The 19,566-nt window shown below is 70.7% G+C and carries 28 protein-coding genes and 1 pseudogene; 11 read left to right on the forward strand and 18 right to left on the reverse strand.

The genetic code is table 11. The annotated features are described in order from the left end of the window. From ACFU0Y_RS09010 to ACFU0Y_RS09020, 3 genes are all read right to left on the reverse strand, one after another. On the reverse strand, window positions 1–156 hold a 156-nt coding region (locus ACFU0Y_RS09010), incomplete at its 3' end, for a sigma factor (protein ID WP_380214165.1). A 6-nt stretch (window positions 157–162) separates the two neighbouring features. Further along, a complete protein-coding gene (locus ACFU0Y_RS09015) occupies window positions 163–570 on the reverse strand; it encodes a YciI family protein (RefSeq protein WP_380214139.1) in 408 nt (135 codons plus the stop codon). Window positions 571–724: 154 nt separating this feature from the next. Next, on the reverse strand, window positions 725–2,095 hold the full coding sequence (locus ACFU0Y_RS09020) for a VWA domain-containing protein (protein WP_380214140.1): 1,371 nt from the start codon (window positions 2,093–2,095) through the stop codon (window positions 725–727). A gap of 453 nt (window positions 2,096–2,548) precedes the next feature. Here ACFU0Y_RS09020 and ACFU0Y_RS09025 point away from each other — a divergent pair, with 453 nt between their 5' ends. After that, window positions 2,549–3,040 (forward strand): beta-class carbonic anhydrase, encoded by a 492-nt coding sequence (locus tag ACFU0Y_RS09025; protein WP_380214141.1) that lies wholly within the window; start codon window positions 2,549–2,551, stop codon window positions 3,038–3,040. 107 nt (window positions 3,041–3,147) lie between these two features. Here the strand turns inward: ACFU0Y_RS09025 and ACFU0Y_RS09030 are convergent, their stop codons facing one another. The 4 genes from ACFU0Y_RS09030 to ACFU0Y_RS09045 form a co-directional block, all read right to left on the reverse strand. Beyond that, window positions 3,148–3,585, reverse strand: coding sequence for a VOC family protein (locus ACFU0Y_RS09030; protein WP_380214142.1), 438 nt, complete (start codon window positions 3,583–3,585; stop codon window positions 3,148–3,150). A 172-nt stretch (window positions 3,586–3,757) separates the two neighbouring features. Beyond that, the gene (locus ACFU0Y_RS09035) at window positions 3,758–4,177 is read right to left on the reverse strand and encodes an excalibur calcium-binding domain-containing protein (RefSeq protein WP_380214143.1); all 420 of its coding nucleotides are present in this window, start codon (window positions 4,175–4,177) and stop codon (window positions 3,758–3,760) included. 214 nt (window positions 4,178–4,391) lie between these two features. Continuing rightward, window positions 4,392–5,168, reverse strand: a complete 777-nt coding sequence (locus tag ACFU0Y_RS09040) for an HAD-IIA family hydrolase (RefSeq protein WP_380214144.1) — start codon at window positions 5,166–5,168, stop codon at window positions 4,392–4,394. Window positions 5,169–5,341: 173 nt separating this feature from the next. Next, window positions 5,342–5,833, reverse strand: a complete 492-nt coding sequence (locus tag ACFU0Y_RS09045) for a TspO/MBR family protein (protein WP_380214145.1) — start codon at window positions 5,831–5,833, stop codon at window positions 5,342–5,344. Window positions 5,834–5,836: 3 nt separating this feature from the next. On the opposite strand from ACFU0Y_RS09045, the gene ACFU0Y_RS09050 reads away from it, so the two are divergent. Next, window positions 5,837–6,109 carry a hypothetical protein gene (locus tag ACFU0Y_RS09050; protein ID WP_380214146.1) on the forward strand — a complete coding sequence of 91 codons (273 nt, stop codon included), beginning with the start codon at window positions 5,837–5,839 and terminating at the stop codon, window positions 6,107–6,109. Window positions 6,110–6,178: 69 nt separating this feature from the next. Here the strand turns inward: ACFU0Y_RS09050 and ACFU0Y_RS09055 are convergent, their stop codons facing one another. The 3 genes from ACFU0Y_RS09055 to ACFU0Y_RS09065 form a co-directional block, all read right to left on the reverse strand. Beyond that, the gene (locus ACFU0Y_RS09055) at window positions 6,179–6,715 is read right to left on the reverse strand and encodes an SRPBCC family protein (RefSeq protein ID WP_380214147.1); all 537 of its coding nucleotides are present in this window, start codon (window positions 6,713–6,715) and stop codon (window positions 6,179–6,181) included. Next, window positions 6,712–7,077, reverse strand: coding sequence for an ArsR/SmtB family transcription factor (locus tag ACFU0Y_RS09060; RefSeq protein ID WP_380214148.1), 366 nt, complete (start codon window positions 7,075–7,077; stop codon window positions 6,712–6,714). The genes ACFU0Y_RS09055 and ACFU0Y_RS09060 overlap by 4 nt, the downstream gene beginning before the upstream one ends. A 175-nt stretch (window positions 7,078–7,252) precedes the next feature. Next, entirely contained in the window at window positions 7,253–7,618 is a 366-nt protein-coding gene (locus ACFU0Y_RS09065; RefSeq protein ID WP_380214149.1) for a VOC family protein, read from the reverse strand. 280 nt (window positions 7,619–7,898) lie between these two features. Between ACFU0Y_RS09065 and ACFU0Y_RS09070 the strand changes: the two genes are divergently transcribed. Further along, a complete protein-coding gene (locus ACFU0Y_RS09070) occupies window positions 7,899–8,078 on the forward strand; it encodes a hypothetical protein (RefSeq protein WP_380214150.1) in 180 nt (59 codons plus the stop codon). 557 nt (window positions 8,079–8,635) lie between these two features. On the opposite strand, the gene ACFU0Y_RS09075 is transcribed toward ACFU0Y_RS09070, so the two are convergent. Together ACFU0Y_RS09075 and ACFU0Y_RS09080 are read right to left on the reverse strand one after the other, a co-directional pair. Continuing rightward, window positions 8,636–9,601, reverse strand: a complete 966-nt coding sequence (locus tag ACFU0Y_RS09075) for an NAD(P)-dependent alcohol dehydrogenase (RefSeq protein WP_380214151.1) — start codon at window positions 9,599–9,601, stop codon at window positions 8,636–8,638. Between the two features lie 17 nt (window positions 9,602–9,618). Further along, a complete protein-coding gene (locus tag ACFU0Y_RS09080; RefSeq protein WP_380214152.1) occupies window positions 9,619–10,104 on the reverse strand; it encodes a TetR/AcrR family transcriptional regulator C-terminal domain-containing protein in 486 nt (161 codons plus the stop codon). A gap of 9 nt (window positions 10,105–10,113) precedes the next feature. Here ACFU0Y_RS09080 and ACFU0Y_RS09085 point away from each other — a divergent pair, with 9 nt between their 5' ends. Both ACFU0Y_RS09085 and ACFU0Y_RS09090 read left to right on the forward strand, forming a co-directional pair. Next, the gene (locus ACFU0Y_RS09085) at window positions 10,114–10,404 is read left to right on the forward strand and encodes a hypothetical protein (RefSeq protein ID WP_380214153.1); all 291 of its coding nucleotides are present in this window, start codon (window positions 10,114–10,116) and stop codon (window positions 10,402–10,404) included. A 369-nt stretch (window positions 10,405–10,773) separates the two neighbouring features. After that, window positions 10,774–11,094: pseudogene (locus ACFU0Y_RS09090) on the forward strand (ATP-binding cassette domain-containing protein); the annotation flags it as partial. Window positions 11,095–11,445: 351 nt separating this feature from the next. Here the strand turns inward: ACFU0Y_RS09090 and ACFU0Y_RS09095 are convergent. Both ACFU0Y_RS09095 and ACFU0Y_RS09100 read right to left on the reverse strand, forming a co-directional pair. Next, window positions 11,446–11,844, reverse strand: a complete 399-nt coding sequence (locus ACFU0Y_RS09095) for a maleylpyruvate isomerase N-terminal domain-containing protein (RefSeq protein WP_380214166.1) — start codon at window positions 11,842–11,844, stop codon at window positions 11,446–11,448. A gap of 68 nt (window positions 11,845–11,912) precedes the next feature. Continuing rightward, window positions 11,913–12,287 carry an ArsR/SmtB family transcription factor gene (locus tag ACFU0Y_RS09100; RefSeq protein ID WP_380214154.1) on the reverse strand — a complete coding sequence of 125 codons (375 nt, stop codon included), beginning with the start codon at window positions 12,285–12,287 and terminating at the stop codon, window positions 11,913–11,915. 85 nt (window positions 12,288–12,372) lie between these two features. Here ACFU0Y_RS09100 and arsB point away from each other — a divergent pair, with 85 nt between their 5' ends. From arsB to ACFU0Y_RS09125, 5 genes are all read left to right on the forward strand, one after another. Beyond that, on the forward strand, window positions 12,373–13,467 hold the full coding sequence (gene arsB / locus ACFU0Y_RS09105) for an ACR3 family arsenite efflux transporter (RefSeq protein WP_380214155.1): 1,095 nt from the start codon (window positions 12,373–12,375) through the stop codon (window positions 13,465–13,467). Then, complete coding sequence (locus ACFU0Y_RS09110; protein ID WP_380214156.1) at window positions 13,445–13,927, forward strand: low molecular weight phosphatase family protein; 483 nt, start codon at window positions 13,445–13,447, stop codon at window positions 13,925–13,927. The genes arsB and ACFU0Y_RS09110 overlap by 23 nt, the downstream gene beginning before the upstream one ends. A 52-nt stretch (window positions 13,928–13,979) precedes the next feature. After that, window positions 13,980–14,459 (forward strand): arsenate reductase ArsC, encoded by a 480-nt coding sequence (locus tag ACFU0Y_RS09115; RefSeq protein ID WP_380214157.1) that lies wholly within the window; start codon window positions 13,980–13,982, stop codon window positions 14,457–14,459. Between the two features lie 82 nt (window positions 14,460–14,541). Then, complete coding sequence (locus ACFU0Y_RS09120; RefSeq protein ID WP_380214158.1) at window positions 14,542–15,399, forward strand: hypothetical protein; 858 nt, start codon at window positions 14,542–14,544, stop codon at window positions 15,397–15,399. 87 nt (window positions 15,400–15,486) lie between these two features. Beyond that, entirely contained in the window at window positions 15,487–16,566 is a 1,080-nt protein-coding gene (locus ACFU0Y_RS09125; protein ID WP_380214159.1) for an ArsO family NAD(P)H-dependent flavin-containing monooxygenase, read from the forward strand. 25 nt (window positions 16,567–16,591) lie between these two features. Here ACFU0Y_RS09125 and ACFU0Y_RS09130 read toward each other — a convergent pair whose 3' ends face one another. Together ACFU0Y_RS09130 and ACFU0Y_RS09135 are read right to left on the reverse strand one after the other, a co-directional pair. Further along, window positions 16,592–16,864, reverse strand: a complete 273-nt coding sequence (locus tag ACFU0Y_RS09130) for a GNAT family N-acetyltransferase (protein WP_380214167.1) — start codon at window positions 16,862–16,864, stop codon at window positions 16,592–16,594. After that, window positions 16,861–17,229 (reverse strand): metalloregulator ArsR/SmtB family transcription factor, encoded by a 369-nt coding sequence (locus tag ACFU0Y_RS09135; protein ID WP_380214160.1) that lies wholly within the window; start codon window positions 17,227–17,229, stop codon window positions 16,861–16,863. The genes ACFU0Y_RS09130 and ACFU0Y_RS09135 overlap by 4 nt, the downstream gene beginning before the upstream one ends. 99 nt (window positions 17,230–17,328) lie before the next feature. On the opposite strand from ACFU0Y_RS09135, the gene ACFU0Y_RS09140 reads away from it, so the two are divergent. After that, window positions 17,329–17,829, forward strand: coding sequence for an ArsI/CadI family heavy metal resistance metalloenzyme (locus ACFU0Y_RS09140; protein WP_380214161.1), 501 nt, complete (start codon window positions 17,329–17,331; stop codon window positions 17,827–17,829). Window positions 17,830–18,193: 364 nt separating this feature from the next. Here ACFU0Y_RS09140 and ACFU0Y_RS09145 read toward each other — a convergent pair whose 3' ends face one another. After that, window positions 18,194–19,312 (reverse strand): hypothetical protein, encoded by a 1,119-nt coding sequence (locus ACFU0Y_RS09145; RefSeq protein WP_380214162.1) that lies wholly within the window; start codon window positions 19,310–19,312, stop codon window positions 18,194–18,196. After that, window positions 19,309–19,566, reverse strand: a 258-nt coding sequence (locus ACFU0Y_RS09150; RefSeq protein ID WP_380214164.1) for a serine hydrolase, incomplete at its 5' end; no start/stop codon positions are given. The genes ACFU0Y_RS09145 and ACFU0Y_RS09150, both read right to left, overlap by 4 nt.

Consider the following 19,566-nt stretch of genomic DNA (forward strand, 5'->3'; position numbering starts at 1 on the left):
CCACGGCCCGGGCGCCGCGACCTGTCCGGGCAGTGCGCCGTGCCAGCGCAGGTAGGCGTCCTGCACGGCGTCCTCGGCCTCCGCGAAGTCCGCGCCGCGGCGGCCGAGGATACCGATCACGGTGGGGGTGAGGGCCCGCAGCAGGGTCTCGTCCACCGCGGGTCACTCCGTGATGGCCGGCGGGGCGCTGAGGAACGGCCGGATCTCGAGCCACTCGTGGATCGGCTCCCCGCCGGCCCCCGGGGCCGCGGACAGCTCCCCCGCGAGTTCGAGGGCGCGGTCGTAGGAGTCCACGTCGATCACCATCCACCCGGCGATCAGGTCCTTGGTCTCGGCGAACGGACCGTCGGTGACCGGCGGGCGCCCCTCGCCGTCGTAGCGCACGAACGTGCCCTCCGGGGACAGCGCCTGCGCGTCGACGAACTCGCCGGTGCCCTCGAGCCGGGCGGCGAAGTCCGACATGTACTGCAGGTGCGCGGACACTTCCTCCGGCGTCCACCGGTCCATCGGTACGTCGTTGACGGCCGCCGGGGCGCCACGGTAGTGCTTGAGCAGCAGGTACTTGGCCATGATGTTCTCCTCGCTCAGGTACGGCCCATTGTGAGCGCGTACACCCCGGAGACGGAGCCGCCGGCCGGATCTCGACATCGGGCGGCGACATCTTCCGGCGATCTTGCCCCTCGCGGTCGGCTCCGGCCGCGCCCCTCGGTGTGAGCGGTCGGTCCTACTGCAGGCGCTCGTAGTACTCGCTCCACTTCGCCTCGCCGCGGTCGTGGACGGTCTGCCGGTCCTGCTGGTGCCGGTCGTCGGCGGCGTCCCAGTTGGCCAGGTGGGTCCGGTCGCCCCAGTCCCGGACCGTCGCGCCCCGCTCGTCGAAGAAGTCCCAGACCTCGCGCCGCACCTGCTCGTCCACGTCCGGACCGAGCATGTTGGCCACGCGCTTGCCCTGGCTGGCCTCCTCGTCGGCGGTCCGCTTGACGCGGTTGCCGACCTCGTCGGCCAGCCTCTTGTTGGCGTTGCCCGCCTCGTTGATCTCTCGCAGCTCGGTGTTGCGCCACTCGTTCCACGCCCGGGCCATCGCCGTGTTCTGCTCCCGCCAGTAGGCCACCGGCTCCGCCCGGGAGCCGGTGCGGGTGTACTCGCCGCGCCCGGCCGCGGCGATGTCGGCCAGTGCCCGCTGGTCGGCGTCGCCGGCCTGGAAGCCGATGACGTTGACCACCGGCTCGACACCGGACTCGCTCAGCCGCTCGGCCGCCGCCACGGGATCGCCGCCACGGGTCTCCACGCCGTCGGTCACCACGTGGACGATGCCGTCGGTGGCGCCGTCGGTGGCGCCGTCGGGGAAGTCGGCGGCGGCCTCCTCGACGGCCCGTGCCAGCGGGGTCCAGCCGGTGGGCCGCACTCCGGCGAGGACGTCTCCGGGCTCCGCGGCGTCGGCGCCGCCCGAGTGGACGACCTCGGTGGTCGTGCACGACTCCCGCTGCCCCGCCTCGGTGGCGTCCCCCGCGTGCACGTCGAGGCGCAGGCTGACCGTGCTGCCCCCGGGCAGCTCCTCGACGAACCCGGTCAGGGCCGTGCGCGCCGCGTCCATCCGCGTGCCGTCACCGGAGTCCCCCGACATGGAGTCGCTGGCGTCGAGGACGAGCGCGAAGTGGTTCGTGCCCACGCTCCGGCTGCCCGCCGGGCCGGCGTCGGTGGGCTCTGCGCCGCGGTCCCCGGTGTCCGGGTCGAAGCGCACCACCGTCTTCACGTCCTCCGCGTAGTCACCGTGGATCTCCGCCGGGATCGCCGCGCTCCACTCCTCGGCGGTGCGCGGATCGCGCTCGCGGGCGGCGGTCAGCACCTCGTCGTCGGTCCCGTCCCCGGCGTGCGGACCGGGTTCGACGAGCAGGGGGCGTTCCAGGTCGGTGAGTTCGCGCGGAGCGTCCTCGAAGGGCACCTCGGCCAGCCCGTGCGCCACCACCCCGGGCCCGGTCTCCGTCCCGGCGGCCGAGGGCGGGGCGGGCGAGGGCGGGGCGGACGAGGGCGGGGCGGACGAGGTGGTGGCCTTCCCCGGCTCCGCGGCGTCCCCGCCCGCGCACACCGTCAGCAGCACGGCGACACAGACGGCAGTCAGGGGTCAACGCAAGCTGATCCGCACAGGCGGCCTTTCCACGGAGGTACACAGTTCTCGGATGCACACTCCAGGTGTCCCCGGTCATGAGGTGGGTCGCCGGCGGCCGATCGGCGGGTGTTCATCGGGTGCGCTGCGGCCCCGCTCAGTGTTGTGGTGCTCGTGCCGTTGTCGTGCTCGTGCCGTTGTCGTGCTCGTGCCGTTGTCGTGCTCGCTCCAGGAGGCCGGCGCTGTGGTGCGTTCATCATTGCCGATGAAGCTCTGAGGGTGGTCCCAGGCATGGTCGGTCATGCAGGGGACGACGAGCAGCCTGCCGTGGACGGTGGTGCCGGCACTAAGGTGGGACACGAGACCTGGCCGGGTGCATGAGGCGGTTCGCCCCGCGCCCGGCAGTGGGCCGCGACCCGCCGCAGCCACCGAGGAAAGGCCCCTGCCATGAGCGTCACCGACGAGCTGCTGGACCGTGCGAAGGCCTACGCCGCCGCTTTCACCAAGGGAGAACTGCCCATGCCCCCGGCCCTGCCGGTGGCGGTGGTGGCCTGCATGGACGCACGGCTCAACCCCTACGGACTGCTCGGGTTGAGCGAGGGCGACGCCCACATCATCCGCAACGCCGGCGGAGTGATCACCGACGACGAGATCCGCTCCCTGGTCATCAGCCAGCGCCTGCTGGGGACCCGGGAGATCATCCTCATCCACCACACCGACTGCGGCATGGCCACCTTCACCGACGACGCCTTCACGGCACAGATCGAGGCCGACACCGGAATGCGCCCGCCCTGGTCACCGGAGTCCTTCACCGACCCCGACGACGACGTCCGCCGGTCCATGGCGCGCATCGCCGAGAACCCCTTCGTCCCCCACAAGGACGGCGTGCGCGGGTTCGTCTACGACGTGACCGACGGCACCCTCCGAGAGATCCACTGATCCACGGCCGGCATCGGCGCCCGGGCGGGCGCAGCCGTCAGGTACACTGTCACCGCCTTGTCCCGGTCGGGCACGTGGTCGCGGTTCACACGGCTGTCGACCCTCCCTCAGCGCCTGTTCAGGTCCTCGGCGAGCATCACGATGATGCCGCTGGGGCCGCGGACATAGGCGAGCCTGTAGGCCTCCCCGTAGGTCGCCACTCCGCGCAGCGGGTGACAGCCGTGCCTGGCGGCGATCTCGATGGACTCGTCGAGGTCGTCGACCGAGAAGGCGACGCGGTGCATGCCGATCTCGTGCGGTCGCGTGGGTCCGGTCTCGATCGCCTCGGGGTGGATGTACTCGAAGAGCTCGAGGCGGCCGTTGCCGTCCGGGGTCCGGAGCATGGCGATGTGGACGTGGTTGCCGTCGAGGCCGACGGCGGTGTCCGCCCACTGACCGCTCACCGTGTCCCGGCCCAGGACGGTCAGCCCGAGGTCGGTGAAGAAGGCGATCGCCGCTTCGAGGTCGCGGACGGCGATGGCGACGTTCTCGAACTGGATGGGCATGTGGTGCATGGTACCGAGCCTCGGCCCTTCGTGCAGGCCGCTGCTTCCTCGACCCGTGACGTCGTCGTCGGCGATCTCCACGGACAGGCGGCCCCGCACGTTCCCGGACGGCTCAGGACAGCGGAACGGCCCCGCGCCGACGGCGGTGCGGGGCCGTTCCGGCCGGGGCAGGTCAGGCGCCCGCGCCCCGGCGGCGGACGAGCACCACGCCACCAGTGGCGGCGGCGATCCCGGCCAGGCCGAGGGCGGCGATCCCCGTGCCGGACTGCTCCGGGGCCACGGACACCCCGGTGTCCGCGCCACCGACCGGCATCTGCTCCACCTGCGGGGTCTCGGGGGTGACCGGGACGTCACCGACCGGGGGCAGCGGAACATAGGCGTAGTCGGGGTTCTCGCAGGCGATGCCGTCCGCGTCGGAGTCCAGAGCCGGGGTGTAGCGCGGGTCCCCGGCCGGGATGTTGTAGACGCCCGCGGCCGCGGCGGCGTCGCAGTTGTCGAACAACGGGAACGACAGCGCGGAGGCCGGGGCGGCGGTCAGGGCGGAGAGTCCGACAGCCGCGACCAGGGCGGCGCCGGCAGCACTTTTCTTCATGGGGTCTGTCACCTTTCATGAGGAGTGATGGTCCTCACACCGTACTCATCACGTGCCACACTTGTGCAAATACATGCGTCACAATGCGTCGATGACCTGCGGGAACGGACCTCTGCGACCCCCGGGTGACACTGTCCGCCCGCGCTGCCGACAGGACCGAGGACGACGACGGCGCCCGGGGTTACCGCGTGGTCGAACGGTCAGGGCGCCGGGGTCAGACGAGGTCGATGACGTCGGCGATCGAGTCCAGGACCCGTCCGGGGCGGTACGGGTACCGGGCGATGTCGGCGGCCCGGGTGGACCCGCTGAGCACCAGGATCGTCTCCAGCCCGGCTTCGATGCCCGCGACGACGTCGGTGTCCATCCGGTCCCCGATCATCACGGTGGTCTCGGAGTGGGCCTCGATGCGGTTCATCGCGCTGCGGAACATCATCGGGTTGGGCTTGCCGACGAAGTACGGGCGGGCCCCGGTGGCCCGGGTGATCAGGGCCGCGACCGCCCCGGTCGCCGGCAGCGGTCCCTCGGCCGAGGGACCGGTGGCGTCCGGGTTGGTCGCGATGAACCGTGACCCGGCCTCGATCAGCCGGATCGCCTTGGTGATGGCCTCGAACGAATACGTCCGGGTCTCCCCCAGGACCACGTAGTCGGGGCCGGCATCGGTGAGGGTGTAGCCCACGTCGTACAGCGCGGTGGTCAGGCCCGCCTCCCCGACCACGTAGGCCGAGCCACGGGGGATCTGGTCGGCGAGGAACCCGGCCGTGGCCAGTGCCGAGGTCCAGATCGACTCCTCGGGCACGGTCAGTCCGCTCGTGGCCAGCCGGGCCGCGAGATCTCGTGGGGTGTAGATCGAGTTGTTGGTCAGCACCAGGAATCGGCGTTCCTCATCGACGAGGCGCTGCAGGAAGTCCGCAGCGCCCGGAAGGGCCTGCTCCTCGTGGACGAGCACCCCGTCCATGTCCGTCAACCAGCACTCCGGGCGGGAACGGTCCATCACCACACCTCCTGAACGGCGTTCTCGACTGTCACCGATGCTACTGCCGGCACCCCTTCCCTCCCTCGACATCCTGCTGACGGGCACGTGAGCAGTCGAGGGGCGACTCCGCAGGAGACGTGGAACCGGATCGGGTGGCAGACGCGCCGTGGCTGATGAGCGGGGCCGCCCGGTCAACGCTCGGTGACGCGATTCAGCTGCCACAGGCGGTAGGTCCAGGGCAAATCGTAGCCGATGACCCACACGGTGTACGGAGTCAGGGCGATGACGGACGGCCGGTCCGAGGCCACGGCCTTCTGCAGCGCCAGCAGCGGCGCCAGGAACGCGACGATCCCGAGGAACCCGGCGCGTGGATCGCGCCGTCCGAAGAACGACACGTTCCACAGCTCGTTCCCCGCGAGCACGAGCAGGGCGAGCCGCCGAACGCGCCCGTCGTCGTTGCGGTGAGCGCGATACAGCACGACGCCGAGCTCGAGGTAGTAGACCGCCCCGACGACGCCGAAGGCGGTCAGCGGCAGTTGCATCCGCGGAGCCTTGAGCCCGCGGAACCAGCCCATGGCCTCCTTGCCGATGAAGGCGTTCCCCAGCACTGCCGCGACCACCGGGGGCCCGCCCACGGCGGTCCACTGCCTCACCCGAGCCCAGTGCTCCATGGGCTTCAGCATGCCATGTCCGATGCGTCGTGGACTCTTGACGCGCGCCATACTCCGACGACGGGATCGACACCCTTCGGCGCCGATGCCGATCCCCGCGCGGACTCCTCCACCTGCCTGTTGGCGCCCGGACAGCACGAGACCACGCGGCTGCTCCTGAAGGTCGTCGCGGACATCAGTCCTCGGTTCGCGCCAGCACTCTCCATCGGTGACCTCGTGATGGCCGGACGCCATCCATTGAGCCTGAAGGCCCTCGACCAGAACGCACCCCGTCCGGAAGAGCGGTGAACGCACCGGCGTTCCGTGGTGGCCCGTCACAGGACCACGTCATCTGCCCGGATGGCCGTGGCCGGCCGGTCAGTGCTGCTGGGGCGTGCTGGGGAAACGTGCCTCGTAAACGGGGACCAGGGCGGGGTAGTAGTCGCGCTCGAAGTCGATCGCCTCGACGTCCCCGCCCGTCTCGGCCGCCACCAGACGGTCCAGGTAGTAGTCCCAGCCCGGCCCGATGTGGTGCGCCCACCCCGGTTCCGGCAGGATCTGGCCGAAGTGCAGGATCGTGCCGCCACCGTCCTCGGTGAGCCGGATCTCCACCCTCCAGTCCTGGTCCTGTCCGTCCGGGCCCTCACTGCGCGCTCGCGTGCGCAGCAGCCGCGGGGGCTCGCAGGCCTCGATGTGGTGCACCTCCTCCGGCATGCCGTCCTCGGCGGTCATCCGGAAGGTGACGCTGCCGGAGGCCGGGTCCCCGGTCCAGGTGCCGATCCAGCGCCCGAGGCGCTCGGAGTCCGTGACGGCGGCCCACACGTCCTCGACGGGGGCGGTGAAGCGGCGGGTGAACACGATCCAGTCGCCGTCCTGGCGGGTCTCGGCCCGGCCGGTGGCCTGTGGTGTCGTCATCCTGCGTTCCTCCTCTCGGTGCGCGACTGCCGCTCGGCGGCGCGGTCGCGGGTGGTGCGGCGGACCTCGAGGTCGAGTCCGTCCAGGACGTGCTCCGGGATCCGGGGGTTCCGGGCGGTGAGCTCGGCGAGCAGGGAGGCGAGCGGCTCCAGGGCGGAGGGCACCAGGGTGTAGTGGCGCTCCCGGCCCTGCGTGGTCCCGACCACCAGCCCCGCGTCGCCGAGGACCTTCAGGTGCCTGCTGACCGCCGGCCGGCTGATGTCGTGGTCTCCCGCGAGGTCGACCACCCGGGCCGGCCCCTCGGCCAGTCGGCGCAGCAGGGCTCGACGCACCGGGTCCCCCAGAGCTGCGAACACGTCCATGACACTTATGGTAACCAATCAGTTACCAATACGTCCAGGAACGGCGGACGACGCCGTCGCGGGGAGTCGTTCACCAGGGCCCGGCGGAGAACCTGCAGCATGCCGTCGACAGAGAGGCTCCGGGGAAGCGATCCCACGGAGGGGCGCAGGCCGGAGACCGGTCGCCGGTTGGCTCCTACTGCCCCCAGACCCCCAGCTCGTTGCCGCTGGGGTCGGCGAAGTGCAGCCTCCGGCCGCCCGGGAACGCATACGGGCCCTCGAGGATCCGGCCACCGGCATGGACGATGGCCTGCTGCGTTCCTTCGAGGTCGTCCGAGTAGAGCAGCACGAAGGGGCCCCCGCTCGGGCGGGGCTCGGGAGCGACCAGCAGTCCACCGACTTCGGTGCCGTCATCGGCCGGCGCGACGACGCCGGCGTACTCGGGTCCGTAGTCGGTGAAGCGCCACCCGAAGGCCTGTGCGTAGAAGGCCTTCGCCGCGGCGAGGTCCGTGACGGTGAGTTCGACGTAGTCGATGGCGTGATGCCGGGGCTGTGGTGTCATGGCCGCATGGTAGCCGCGGTTCCACGGCCCGGGACAGGCCGACCTCGAGTGCACTCCGCCCCTTGTGTCCGAGCCCCCCCAGGCGTGTTGTGTGCGGGCATGGGGAACGACATCCATTCCGTCGCCTGCTCGGTGGACGGCTGCACCACGGACGCCCGGGGCAACTCCTCCTGGGCCGTACCCGACGAAGCCGTCATGGCCGCCCTCACCGCAGACCTGGACCGAGCGCACGCGGCTCGAGCGCGCCTTCACCGCCGGGCGGTCGCACGGGCGAGGTCCGATGCTGCTGGGGGTCGTCGACGTGGTCGAGCTCCTGCTGTGCCCGGTCACCGCCGGAGGCGGCACTGCGGTCCACCCGGACGGGCTGTCTCCGGATCTGCGACTCGTCCGGGGGCGTCGCTTCGACAACGGCATGGTCCTGATCCGCTACGACATCGCCCGCCCCCGACTCGTGGGTTGACAGGAGGAGTGCCCGAACCGGCCCTCGTGGCACGGCCTGGGTCGTGGCGTGGGGGCGGCTCCCGGGGCGCGTGGGTTCATCATCGCGAGATCCAGAAGAGCCCGGGCCCCAGCGGAGACATGTCGACGACGACCGGGGACTGCCCGGCACCCTGAGGGGGTCAGCCGCAGGAGAACGCCGGCGGGACAGAACGACATCTCCGTGTCCGGATGGGGTGACGCTCCAGGGCAACAGCGCGAGCATCGCGACGATCCGAGGGGCGGAGCGCCGATCGCTGAGCTCCGTGCCGGCTCTCGGCGCGGTTGATGCGTCGGGTCCCCGGTAGGCCGGCACAGACGTGCTGATGGCCCGAGCACAGACCTCGGCGCCGTCCCCCGCTTCGAACGGCAGGCTCGTCCAGGTCAGCGCGTACCCGTACACATAGGCGTCGATCGCGGAGCTCGCGTGTGCGGCGCGCGCGGCGCTGGGCCGGAGTGGGGCACGATTCCATGTCCAGGATCTGCGGCTCGAGGTGGCCGCGACGGTCGTGATCGCCCTGCTGTTCGTCGCCGCGGTCTTCAGTCGGCACCTGCCCGCGCCTCGACCACCACTTTGCCGAGCGCGTGGCCGTCGCCGACGTAGCTGAGCGCTTCGGGCACCTGCTCGAGGGGAAACACGCGGTCGATGTGGATGCGGACATCTCCCGCGCTGCATCGGTCGGCAAGAGGCGAGAAATGCGCCGGACCCGGCTTGACGGCGAGAACCCCCAGACGCCGATTCGTCATCGTGCCGATCAGTGCGCCGACCGACAGCACTCGCAGCAGGGCGCGCGTCGTCCCGCCGACGATCAGATAGGTGCCACCGGGCGCGAGCGCACGGCGATACGCGAACACCGACCGCCGGGCGACGAGGTCGATGATGAGGTCGTACGGACCGGTGCGCGTGAAGTCGTCGGCGCGATAGTCGATGACCTCGGCGGCCCCCAGGGATCGCATGAAGTCGAGCTTGCCGGCGTTGTCCACGCCGGTGACATGGATGCCGGAAGCAGCGGCGAGCTGGAGCGCGAACGCCCCGGTTCCTCCGCCGGCGCCGTTGATCAGCATCCGCTCACCGGGCTTCGCGCGCGCAACCGCTTGCACCGCGATCGCCCCCGACTGGGGCAGTGTCGACGCCTCGGCGAAAGACAGTCCGGCCGGCTTGAGCGCGAGAGCGTGCTCGGGCGCCACGGCGTACTCCGCGAAGCCGCCCTTCAGGGTGAGATTGTCGCCGTAGACATCGTCACCGACCCGGAACAGCGTGACCCCTGCGCCCACTGCCTGGACCACTCCTGCGATGTCCGAACCGAGCGTGCGGCGGGCGGGTCTGAACAGGCCGCCGAACCGGGCATAGGCGGGCGACCCGTGCAGCCCCTCCCAATCGCTGAGATTGACCGAGGTCGCGATCGCCCGCACGAGCACCTGGCCCCTCCCCGGTGTCGGCGTGGCGACATCGTCGAGCCGCAGCACATCGGGCGACCCGTAGCGGTCATAGACGATCGCTCTCATGCCCGCACGACCATGCGCTAACGCTCGCCCAGCGCGGGGCGCTCGTCGGCGACCCGACGCTCCAGGCCCTCCAGCAGGAGCTCCAGCCCGTAGTCGAACTCGTCCGCGAACGCGTAGACGCCATCGCCCAGCAGCTCGGCGCGCGAGCGGGCAATGTGCGGATACAGCTCGGCCGACGCCGCGACCTTGACGGCGAACGCTTCCTCGGCGCCGCCCCCCGGTTCGAACGGCAGGCTCGTCCAGGTCAGCGCGAACCCGTACACGTAGGCGTCGATCGCGGAGAACGCGTGTGTGGCGAGCGCGGCGCTGAAGCCCTCGGTCATCAGCACGCCGAGGAGACGGTCGTGGTGCTGCAGCAGCGCTGGGCCGGGGTGGGGGCGCGATTCCATCATCCCGAGCGCCCACGGATGGGCGGTGAGCACCGACCGTGCCGATCGCGCCCGGCCGGTCAGCGCCTCCCGCCAGGTAGCGCCGACCTGCGGCAGTTCGATCCGCTCGAACACCCAGTCGGCGTGGTCATCGGGATCCCGGCCCTGATGGTGATGCTCCCCATGACGCTGCCCGCCCGCGTGAACCGTGCCATGAACCTCGTCGTGGCATCGCTCTACATCCCCGTCATGGTGTTCAACGCGGCAGGAGCGTCCTGGGACTGGGCCTTCTACCACGGCTTCCACATCGCCATCGAGGTGCTGCTCCTGGCCTCCGTCGTGCGCTCCGCCTGGACCTGGCCCCGCACCGCCTCGCCGGAAACCATGGCGACCAGCCCGGATCGTGCAGCCGCTCGCGCCCAGCAGCAAGCGTGAACCCAAGAACAGTCCCCGTCCTGTTCACAGCCATCCGCCTCGGTGCCGCGGTGCGGGCCTCCTGACGGTGGGGCACCGGCCACCACCGAGACGTCGCGTGGGGGCCTTCCGAGGCCCCCACCGGCAGGTCAAGGTCACCGGAGGTGCACACAGGCCCACCGCATCGTCGACACCCACCCCGAGCGCGGCGACGTCGTCGTCCGCCTCACCGACCCGCCACGACGGGCACGCCGAGCCGCCGTATCGGATCCGCCTGTCCCACCAACACACAGGAAGGTCCCGGTCACGAACGAGGCGCACGAGCTCACCAAGCGCCACGGCGACAAGACCACCGTGCAGACCCTCAGCTTCACCATCGCGCCCGGCACCGTGACCGGGTTCCTCGTTCCGAACGGTGTCGGCAGGTCCACGACGATGCGCTCGATCATGGGACTGGACCGGCCGACGTCGGGCGACGTCACCGTCGACGGCAGGCTCTTCCGGCAGCACCGTTTCCCACGGCGGGAGGTCGGCGCCCTGCTCGACGCCGAAGCCGTGCACCCCGGCCGCAGCGCCCTCCCCCACCCGCGCACGATGGTCGCCGCCCACAACATCAAGGCCTCCCGGGTCGGCGAGGTCATCGAGACGACCGGCCTGGCCGGGACCGCGACCCAGCGCGTCGGCGGGATCTCCCTCGGCATGAGCCAACGCCTGGGCATCGCCGCCGCCCTCCTGGGTGTCCCCCGAACGCTCGTCCTCGACGAGCCGGTCACCGTGATCGAGCCCGAGGGCGTGCAGTGGGTTCGCCAGCTGGTGCGCGACCTGGCCGCCGACCAGGACCTCGGGGGCTGGTGCACCGGGAAGCCATTGTTGCCCTGCTCGGAAGGACATCGTCGGTGTCCGGTAGCCGACCATACGTGGAGCGGGGGATACGGAGTTCACGCCCCTGCTGATGGCCCGATCAGCATCAGCTCGGTCGGTCCTGACCTGGTGATCCCGCCCAAGACCCCGGACGCCGTTCAGGCCGTCTCGTCCGCAAACCCGAGCCCAGGAGGGGTCCCTTCAGGATGGCTGGCCGGTGGCCAGCTGGGCCTGCAGGACGTCGAGGGTGCGGTCGAACCACCGGGTCAGCCGCGGACCGTGGAGCACCCGCGCGGCCCCACGGTCGCTCTGGTGGTTGATGAGGTGGAAGGGCCGGGTGCCGGCCTCCAGCACCCGGGCGAAGGTACGACTGACCGGTTCCGGAAGACGACCCATCAGGCGCACCAGGGGGAGCAGGCGCCGGACGATGAGGTAGCCGAAGAACATGTGGAACAGCAGCTGCCCGTTGGTCCATCGGGTGCCGGACGAGGGCCGGCGCAGCTCCGCTGGGGTCGCGGCCACGAGGTCGCGGAAGTCCGCCCTCACCCGTTCGAGCTCGTCGTGGATCTCCTGGCGGGTGGCGGATGCATCGCTGCTCATCGTGGTCATCCCCTCGTGCGGTGTGCTGGATGGGACAGAGCCCGAGCTGCAGGAATCCGGCGCCGGGGTCAGCGCAGGTCGAGGAACGCCCGCAGCTCGGCGAAGGCCACGGGCACCACGGAGTAGTGGGCCCACTTGCCGCGCTGCTCGCGGGTGACCAGTCCGGCGTCGACCAGCTTCTTCATGTGGTGGCTGACCGTGGGCTGACTGATGTCCACCACCGCGGTCAAATCGCACACACAGACCGCACCGCACCCCTGCGCCGCCACATGGGAGAGCAGCAGCAGACGGGTCGGGTCGGACAGGGCCTTGAGGCGGCCGGCGATCCGCTGCGCGTCGTCGGCGGCCATCGGCCCGCCCGAGAGCGAGCAGCACTCCGTGCCCGTCGTGCTGGGGCCGCACTGATCGCCAGCGGTGGCCTGGACGTCGGGTGCGAGAGTCATCACCCCATCATACATTGACCAATGTCGATGTGGCCCTCTAGTGTTCCCGATAGATAGTCGTCAATACGAAGGGCTGCCCCTGATCATGAGCAACACCACCACCGCCCCCGCCGTTCACCAGGGGGTGATGAAGGGCCTGTCCTTCCTCGACCGCTGGCTGCCCGCCTGGATCGTCGCCGCCATGGTCGCCGGCCTGTTCCTGGGCCGCTTCGTCCCGGGGCTGAACACCGCCCTGGAGGCCGTGCGGATCGGCGAGGTGTCCCTGCCGATCGCCATCGGGCTCCTCGTGATGATGTACCCGGTGCTCGCCAAGGTCCGCTACGACGAAACCCACCGCGTGGCCGGTGACCGCCGGCTGCTGGGCGCCTCCCTGGTGCTGAACTGGATCGTGGGCCCGGCCCTGATGTTCGCCCTGGCCTGGATCTTCCTCCCCGATCTGCCGGAGTACCGCACCGGGCTGATCATCGTGGGGCTGGCCCGGTGCATCGCGATGGTCCTGATCTGGAACGACCTCGCCTGCGGCGACCGCGAGGCGGCGGCCGTGCTGGTGGCGATCAACTCCGTCTTCCAGGTGGTCGCCTTCGGCGCCCTGGGCTGGTTCTACCTCCAGGTCCTGCCCGCCTGGCTGGGCCTGCCCACCACGTCCGCGGAGTTCTCGGTGTGGTCCATCGTCGTCTCGGTCCTGGTGTTCCTGGGCATCCCGCTGGTGGCCGGGTTCCTGACCCGCACCCTCGGGGAGAAGGCCAAGGGCCGGGAGTGGTACGAGGGCACGTTCCTCCCGAAGCTGGGCCCTTGGGCCCTGTACGGGCTGCTGTTCACCATCGTGCTGCTCTTCGCCCTGCAGGGCGACGCGATCACCTCCAATCCTTGGGACGTGGTCCGGATCGCGTGGCCGCTGCTGGTCTACTTCTTCCTCATGTTCGGCATCGGCCTGCTCGCCTCCCGCGCCATGGGCCTGAACTACGCGAAATCCACCACCGTGGCCTTCACCGCCGCCGGCAACAACTTCGAGCTCGCCATCGCCGTGGCCATCGGCACCTTCGGGGTGACCTCCGGCCAGGCTCTGGCCGGCGTGGTCGGACCGCTGATCGAGGTCCCCGTCCTGGTGGCGCTGGTCTACGTGTCCCTGTGGGCCGGGCGGAAGCTCTTCCCCGGTGATGCCACCGTCCCCGCCCGCTGACCCCCACGAGACCCAGGAGCAACCGTTGAGCGAGACCACGAAGCCTTCCGTCCTGTTCGTGTGCGCCAAGAACGGCGGCAAGTCCCAGATGGCCGCCGCCCTCATGGAGCACCGCGCCCACGGGACCGTGGAGGTCCACTCCGCCGGCACCACACCCGGCAGCAAGATCAACGCCCTGTCCGCCGAGGTGATCGCCGAGGTCGGAGCCGACATGTCCTCGGGAACACCGAAGCCCATCGACCCGGACCTGCTGCGCCGGGTCGACCGCGTGGTCGTGCTGGGCGACGAGGCGAGAGTCGAGCCCGTCGAGGGCATGGCCGGCACCATCGAGACCTGGCGCACCGACGAACCGTCCGCCCGCGGCATCGAGGGGGTGGAGCGGATGCGCCTGGTCCGCGACGACATCGACACCCGGGTGCGGGAGCTGCTCACCGAGCTCACCGACGGCAACCCCGCCTGAGCGCCGCCCCCACCCTTCCCCACTTCTCGTTGCGACAGAACGGATGATCCCGATGACTGCCGAGCCCACGTCCGCGACCCCCGCCGAGACCACGGACAAGCCCAGTGTCCTGTTCGTGTGCGTGCACAACGCGGGCCGCTCGCAGATGGCCGCCGCCTACCTCACCCACCTCTCCGGCGGGCGCATCGAGGTGCGCTCGGCCGGCTCCGCCCCGGCCGATGCGGTGAACCCGGCCGCCGTGCAGGCGATGGCGGAGGAGGGCATCGATCTGAGCGCCCAGACCCCGAAGATCCTCACCGACGAGGCGATGCAGGACTCCGATGTGGTGATCACCATGGGATGCGGGGACGCCTGCCCGTTCTACCCGGGCAAGCGGTATGAGGACTGGGCGCTGGAGGACCCGGCCGGCAAGGGCGTGGAGTCCGTGCGGCCCATCCGTGACGAGATCAAGGCCCGGATCCAGCAGCTGATCGCCGAGCTGCTGCCCGCCGACGCCGCCACCGCCACCAAGCAGGGGCGGCAACGGTCATGACCACGCACCACCACCGGCACCGGCACCGGCACCGTAGTTGCGACGGACCAGCTGATCATCGTCGACTCCGGCCCGGCCGGGGATGGACACGGCCCGCACCGGCAACCGGGAGGCCACCCCGTTCCTGGTGCGCGCCCAGCACGCCGACGGCACGTGCGCGGACATCCGGGCGTCGGCGGTGATCGACGCCTCCGGGAATTGGTCGACGCCCAACCCGCTGGGCCAGGCCGGGCTGCCCGCACCCGGGGAGGCGGCGGTGGTGGCCGCCGGGCGCATCACCGCCCCGCTGCCCGATGTCACCGACCGCGACCGGGACCGTTCCGCCGGCCGCCACGTGCTGGTCGTCGGGGCCGGGCACTCGGCGGCCACCACCCTGCTCGAGCTCGGTGCCCTGGCGGAGACCGAGCCAGGCACCGGGAGCTCCTGGGCCGTCCGCTCCGCCGATGTCACCGGCGTCTACGGCGGGGAGGACCGCGACGAACTGGCCGCCCGTGGAGCCCCGGGCACCCGGCTGCGCCACCTCGTGGAATCGGGGGCGATCGAGGTGCACACCTCCTTCAGCATCACCGGCTTCACCACGAACGACGACGGGCTGAGCGTCCGGAACACCACTCCCACCGGAGAGCAGCAGCTGGAAGTGGATCGGCTCGTGCCGGCCACCGGCTACGAGCAGGTCCACCCACTGGTGGTCGACGCCCTCAGGGAGCGCGTGATCGACCTGTCGGGGGCGTACCCGAAGCCGCTGACCGACGACGTGGTGCGCGCCGCGGACTACGTGTTCACGATGGGCTGCGGGGACGCCTGCCCGGTGCACCCGGGCAAGCGCTACCCGCACTGGAGCATCGTCGATCCCTCCCAGGAGACGTCGGACGGGGTGCGCGTCATCGTCGAGGCCATCGACGCCCGGGTCCAGACCCTGTGGGACCAGATCCGCAACTGACCACACTCCCGGGTTCGGTTCCGTCCCTGACCGCTGGGGCGGGGCCGAACCCGCGTGGAGACCGAAACCAATGGGAGGCTGAGCACCATGGAGCACCAAGTGGACGTGGCGATCATCGGCGGCGGCCAAGCGGGTCTTGCCGTGGGGTGGTATCTGCGCCGCCGCACGGACCTGTCCTTCGTGATCCTCGACGACCAGCACGCCCCGGGCGGGGCCTGGCGGCACACCTGGCCCTCCCTGCGACTGTTCTCCCCCTCCTCGTACTCCTCCCTGCCCGGCCGGCTCATGCCCACCACCGGGGCGGACAATCCGGACGCGGCCCATGTCATCGACTACCTCACCGACTACGAGACCCGCTACGACCTGCCGGTCCGCCGACCGGTCCACGTGAGCGCCGTGCACCGTGACGGAGAGGGCTTCCGCCTGGAGACCATCGCGGGGACCTGGTCCGCCCGGGCGGTGGTCAGCGCGACGGGGACCTGGTCCCAGCCCTTCTGGCCCACCGTCCCCGGCCGACGAACGTTCACCGGGACCCAGGTGCACAGCGCCCACTACGCCGGCCCGGCACCGTATGCGGGAAAGCGAGTGGTGGTGGTGGGCGGGTCGAACTCGGGGGCCCAGATCGCCGCGGAGATCGCCGAGGACGCGGAGCTGATCTGGTGCCTCGAGGGCGAACCGCACTGGCTGCCCGACGAGGTCGACGGCCGGGAGCTCTTCCGCGTGGCCACCGAGCGATCCCGGGCCCTGGCCGCCGGGCAGCCGGACCCCGGCGGAGTCGCGGCCCTGGGCAACATCGTCGTGGTGCGCCCGGTCAAGCACGCCCGGGACGCCGGACTGCTGCGGCCCATCCCGATGTTCGACCGCTTCACGACCACCGGGATCGCCTGGCCCGACGGACGGGAGCGGGAGGTGGACGCGGTGATCTGGTGCACCGGATTCCGCCCCGCCCTGCGCCACCTGCGACCCCTGCACGTGCGCGAAGCCGATGGGACGATCCGCACCGACGGGACCGCCTCGGTGCAGGTTCCGAGGCTGTACCTGATGGGCTACGGAGACTGGACCGGGCCCGGCTCGGCCACTCTCATCGGGGTCGGGCCCACCGCCAAGGCCACCGTCGCCGCCCTGAAGCGGCAGCTGGCCACCCCGACGCCGGTGCCCACCCGCTGACCCCCGTCAAGCGACCGGGGCGGCCTCAGGTGCCGGCGGTGTCGCTGCGCCGCTCGAGCAGGAGCACATCACGCCGCTGCCCCGCCTTTCGGCCGTGGCTCATCCGTCCCAGGCGCCGGCGCACTCCCACCGGCTCGAAACCGACTTTTCGGTGCAGGGCCAGATCGGCGGCGTTCTCCGGCAAGCTCTTCGCCTCGATCGTCCACACCCCCGCGGCCTCCGCAGCGGCGATCAGGGTGACCAACAGGAGCCGCCCCACCGGCCTCACCGCACTGTCCGGGGGGGGTGTGCTGGTCATGCGGTGGCCGCCTCGGGGGCGAACAACGACCCCAGGGCCTCCAGCGCCGCCGGGTGGGTTCGGTAGTACACCCACACCCCCCGTTTGTCCCGCTCCAGCAACCCCGCCTCGTGCAGCACCTTCAGGTGGTGACTGATCGTGGGCTGGGACAACTCGAACCCCGGCAACAGATCGCACACACACGCCTCCCCACCGGGGTGGGCCAGCACCATCGACAGCAACTGCAATCGCACCGGATCCGCCAGAGCCTTCAACAACGCGGCGATCCGCCCCGCCTGCTCCCGCCCCAACGGCTCCCGAGACAGCGGAGCGCAACAAGCCAGGGCGGTCGGCGTCACGGAGGAATCGTCACCAGAAATAGACATGCATCTATATTGACTCCCCTCGATGCCGGTGGCAACATGAAAACATCGACAGTGATCTATATCTGAAGATGCGCCGTCTCTTCCAGAAGGGAACCCGTCATGTCCAGAGTCCAGCTCGCCCTGCGTGTGGCCGACCTCGAAGCCTCCATCGCGTTCTACTCCATGCTGTTCAACACCACCCCGGCCAAGCGCCGGCCCGGCTACGCCAACTTCGCCGTCACCGAGCCTCCACTGAAGCTCGTCCTGCTCGAGGGCGAGCCAGGGGAGGACACCCGGATGGACCACCTCGGAGTGGAGGTCGAGTCCACCGAGATCGTCAACGCCGCCGCCCACCGTCTGGCCGACGCGGGGCTGGCCACCCGCCCCGAGGAGCAGACCACCTGCTGCTACGCCGTCCAGGACAAGGTCTGGGTGACCGGCCCCGGCCAGGAACCCTGGGAGATTTACACCGTCACTGCCGACGACCGGCCGGACCTGGAGAGGAAGACCGACCCTGAGCAATCCGCGGTGGCCGGCGACGGCACCTGCTGCACCAATGACGACCAGTCCGCCCGGGCGGACGCCGACGAGCAGAGCGCCGAGCAGCCCAGTTGCTGTTGAGGCACCCCTGGGGGCGGGCCGCCGTCACGAGAACGCGGCTCGCACCCGAGGGTAAGACGACCCCAGCCGCCGGCCCCCAGGCACGCATGTGGCGCCCCTATTGCAACGTCGCTCACGCGGGAAGTGGCTGGTACCCGTGCCATATGTGCAGCGCAGAGCATCAGTTGCCCTTCACACCTAAGGGGAATTCTGGGACGGCCTGGTTTCGTTCCGGAACCCGGTGCCAGATCGTCCCGGCAACCTTTCGATCGCTTTTGAGTTCGTGGCTGCAGCTTCCTGTGTCGACGGCATGTGAAAACTGTCTTCGTCGTGGCAGGGAGCTCCGGTCGGTGCCTCGAGTGCGTTCGGTCTGGTCTGATGAGGGTCAGATGCTCAGATCGGGCCAGAGTATGCGGTAGGCCACTGCGTAGCCGGCGATGTAGGCGAGGGACAGGGTCAGCAGCGCTGCCCCGGTCACCGCGAGCACTCCGGCGCGGCATCGGATCGTGTTCACCAGGTGCCATGCGGCTGGGATGACACCCAGGACGCCCAGCATGAGCACTGCCTGCCCGAGGCGGGTGAGCGGGCGGATCAGCGTGTAGTCCTGCAGTTGAATGCTTGAGACGAACAGCACCAGCCCCACCAGGACGAGGGCCGAAGAGGCATAGGTGAGCCGCCGCACCCGCCAGGGCCTGGGCCGGTCCGTGCCCCACCGTCGTCGCCGGCGCAGGCGGTTCACCGGCCAGGCCACCAGGGTGATGACGAGCACGGCCAGCGCTGCGAGCAGCACCAGGTGTTGGGCGTAGTACCCCTGCCAGGCGCTCACCCGGCTCTCCGCCCAGTAGGCGGTCAAAACGATGTCCCGGACGTTGCCGGTCTCGTCGGCGCGGGCGGCAAGGGTATCCGTGCCGGCGATCTCGCGCCACAGCCACGGCTCGACTTCCTGCATGGTCGTCTTCGGAGGAACCGGTAGCCGGCGGTGATGGTCCCGTCCGGGCAGGCGGCCACCGTGACGAGGGAGAAGGAGCCCACGAGGGCCGCGGCGCTGGACTGCGCCCGTCGTTCGCTGCGGGTAGTGGCCCGCTACCGCAGCGGCCCGTTCAGCGGCCCCAGGTGCAGGCTCCGGGGCTGTCTGTTCCGGCGGGGCCACGTAGCGGCGGGCGAACTGGTCGATGAGCTGTCGGCGCAGCACCGCGGTGCTGAGCGCGCGCCCCCCGTTGCCGTTGCGGGAGACGAACACGCCCGTGTCGGTCTCGGGAAACAGGGCCAGCTCGCTGTGGCAGATGGTGGTGTCACCGCCGTGGGACAGCACCTCTTGACCCCGTATCTCGCGGCCCCGGAAACCCAAGGTCATCTGATCGGCGGCGCCGAGCCCGCCCAAGGATGCCGGCGGCAGCCCCGGGGCGTGCATCTCCGCCATCGCCTCAGGGCCCAGCACGTCATCGGCACCGTGGCCCAGGTGGAAGTACAGGAACGCGGCCATGTTGCGCGCGGTGGAGCTCACGGAACCTGCCGGCGCGATGGAGATGTACTCGAACGGTGCCTGCTCAGCCCCCGGGACGGGGAGCCTCCGGCCAACCGGTCGCCCGGCCCCGCCGGCAGCGGCTGCTCGACGGAGGTGGAGGTCATGTCCAGCGGGTCGAGGATCTCGGTGCCCACGTAGTCCTCGAACGGGACGCCGGTGACCTGCTGGACGACGTAGCCGGCCAGGGCCAGACCGTAGTTGGAGTACGCCGGGGTGGTGCCCGGGGCGAAGAT

It is taken from the genome of Kocuria sp. NPDC057446 (genome assembly GCF_042802875.1).
Taxonomy (GTDB): domain Bacteria; phylum Actinomycetota; class Actinomycetes; order Actinomycetales; family Micrococcaceae; genus Kocuria.

What these genes read in the sequence shown, in the direction of transcription:
- ACFU0Y_RS09015 (WP_380214139.1), bottom strand. Translation starts at nt 570, where the DNA reads ATGGCCAAGTACCTGCTGCTCAAGCACTACCGTGGCGCCCCGGCGGCC.
- ACFU0Y_RS09025 (WP_380214141.1), top strand. Translation starts at nt 2,549, where the DNA reads ATGAGCGTCACCGACGAGCTGCTGGACCGTGCGAAGGCCTACGCCGCC.
- ACFU0Y_RS09030 (WP_380214142.1), bottom strand. Translation starts at nt 3,585, where the DNA reads ATGCCCATCCAGTTCGAGAACGTCGCCATCGCCGTCCGCGACCTCGAA.
- ACFU0Y_RS09035 (WP_380214143.1), bottom strand. Translation starts at nt 4,177, where the DNA reads ATGAAGAAAAGTGCTGCCGGCGCCGCCCTGGTCGCGGCTGTCGGACTC.
- ACFU0Y_RS09040 (WP_380214144.1), bottom strand. Translation starts at nt 5,168, where the DNA reads ATGGACCGTTCCCGCCCGGAGTGCTGGTTGACGGACATGGACGGGGTG.
- ACFU0Y_RS09045 (WP_380214145.1), bottom strand. Translation starts at nt 5,833, where the DNA reads ATGCTGAAGCCCATGGAGCACTGGGCTCGGGTGAGGCAGTGGACCGCC.
- ACFU0Y_RS09050 (WP_380214146.1), top strand. Translation starts at nt 5,837, where the DNA reads ATGTCCGATGCGTCGTGGACTCTTGACGCGCGCCATACTCCGACGACG.
- ACFU0Y_RS09055 (WP_380214147.1), bottom strand. Translation starts at nt 6,715, where the DNA reads ATGACGACACCACAGGCCACCGGCCGGGCCGAGACCCGCCAGGACGGC.
- ACFU0Y_RS09060 (WP_380214148.1), bottom strand. Translation starts at nt 7,077, where the DNA reads ATGGACGTGTTCGCAGCTCTGGGGGACCCGGTGCGTCGAGCCCTGCTG.
- ACFU0Y_RS09065 (WP_380214149.1), bottom strand. Translation starts at nt 7,618, where the DNA reads ATGACACCACAGCCCCGGCATCACGCCATCGACTACGTCGAACTCACC.
- ACFU0Y_RS09070 (WP_380214150.1), top strand. Translation starts at nt 7,899, where the DNA reads ATGCTGCTGGGGGTCGTCGACGTGGTCGAGCTCCTGCTGTGCCCGGTC.
- ACFU0Y_RS09075 (WP_380214151.1), bottom strand. Translation starts at nt 9,601, where the DNA reads ATGAGAGCGATCGTCTATGACCGCTACGGGTCGCCCGATGTGCTGCGG.
- ACFU0Y_RS09095 (WP_380214166.1), bottom strand. Translation starts at nt 11,844, where the DNA reads ATGAGCAGCGATGCATCCGCCACCCGCCAGGAGATCCACGACGAGCTC.
- ACFU0Y_RS09100 (WP_380214154.1), bottom strand. Translation starts at nt 12,287, where the DNA reads ATGACTCTCGCACCCGACGTCCAGGCCACCGCTGGCGATCAGTGCGGC.
- arsB (WP_380214155.1), top strand. Translation starts at nt 12,373, where the DNA reads ATGAGCAACACCACCACCGCCCCCGCCGTTCACCAGGGGGTGATGAAG.
- ACFU0Y_RS09110 (WP_380214156.1), top strand. Translation starts at nt 13,445, where the DNA reads ATGCCACCGTCCCCGCCCGCTGACCCCCACGAGACCCAGGAGCAACCG.
- ACFU0Y_RS09115 (WP_380214157.1), top strand. Translation starts at nt 13,980, where the DNA reads ATGACTGCCGAGCCCACGTCCGCGACCCCCGCCGAGACCACGGACAAG.
- ACFU0Y_RS09120 (WP_380214158.1), top strand. Translation starts at nt 14,542, where the DNA reads ATGGACACGGCCCGCACCGGCAACCGGGAGGCCACCCCGTTCCTGGTG.
- ACFU0Y_RS09125 (WP_380214159.1), top strand. Translation starts at nt 15,487, where the DNA reads ATGGAGCACCAAGTGGACGTGGCGATCATCGGCGGCGGCCAAGCGGGT.
- ACFU0Y_RS09130 (WP_380214167.1), bottom strand. Translation starts at nt 16,864, where the DNA reads ATGACCAGCACACCCCCCCCGGACAGTGCGGTGAGGCCGGTGGGGCGG.
- ACFU0Y_RS09135 (WP_380214160.1), bottom strand. Translation starts at nt 17,229, where the DNA reads ATGTCTATTTCTGGTGACGATTCCTCCGTGACGCCGACCGCCCTGGCT.
- ACFU0Y_RS09140 (WP_380214161.1), top strand. Translation starts at nt 17,329, where the DNA reads ATGTCCAGAGTCCAGCTCGCCCTGCGTGTGGCCGACCTCGAAGCCTCC.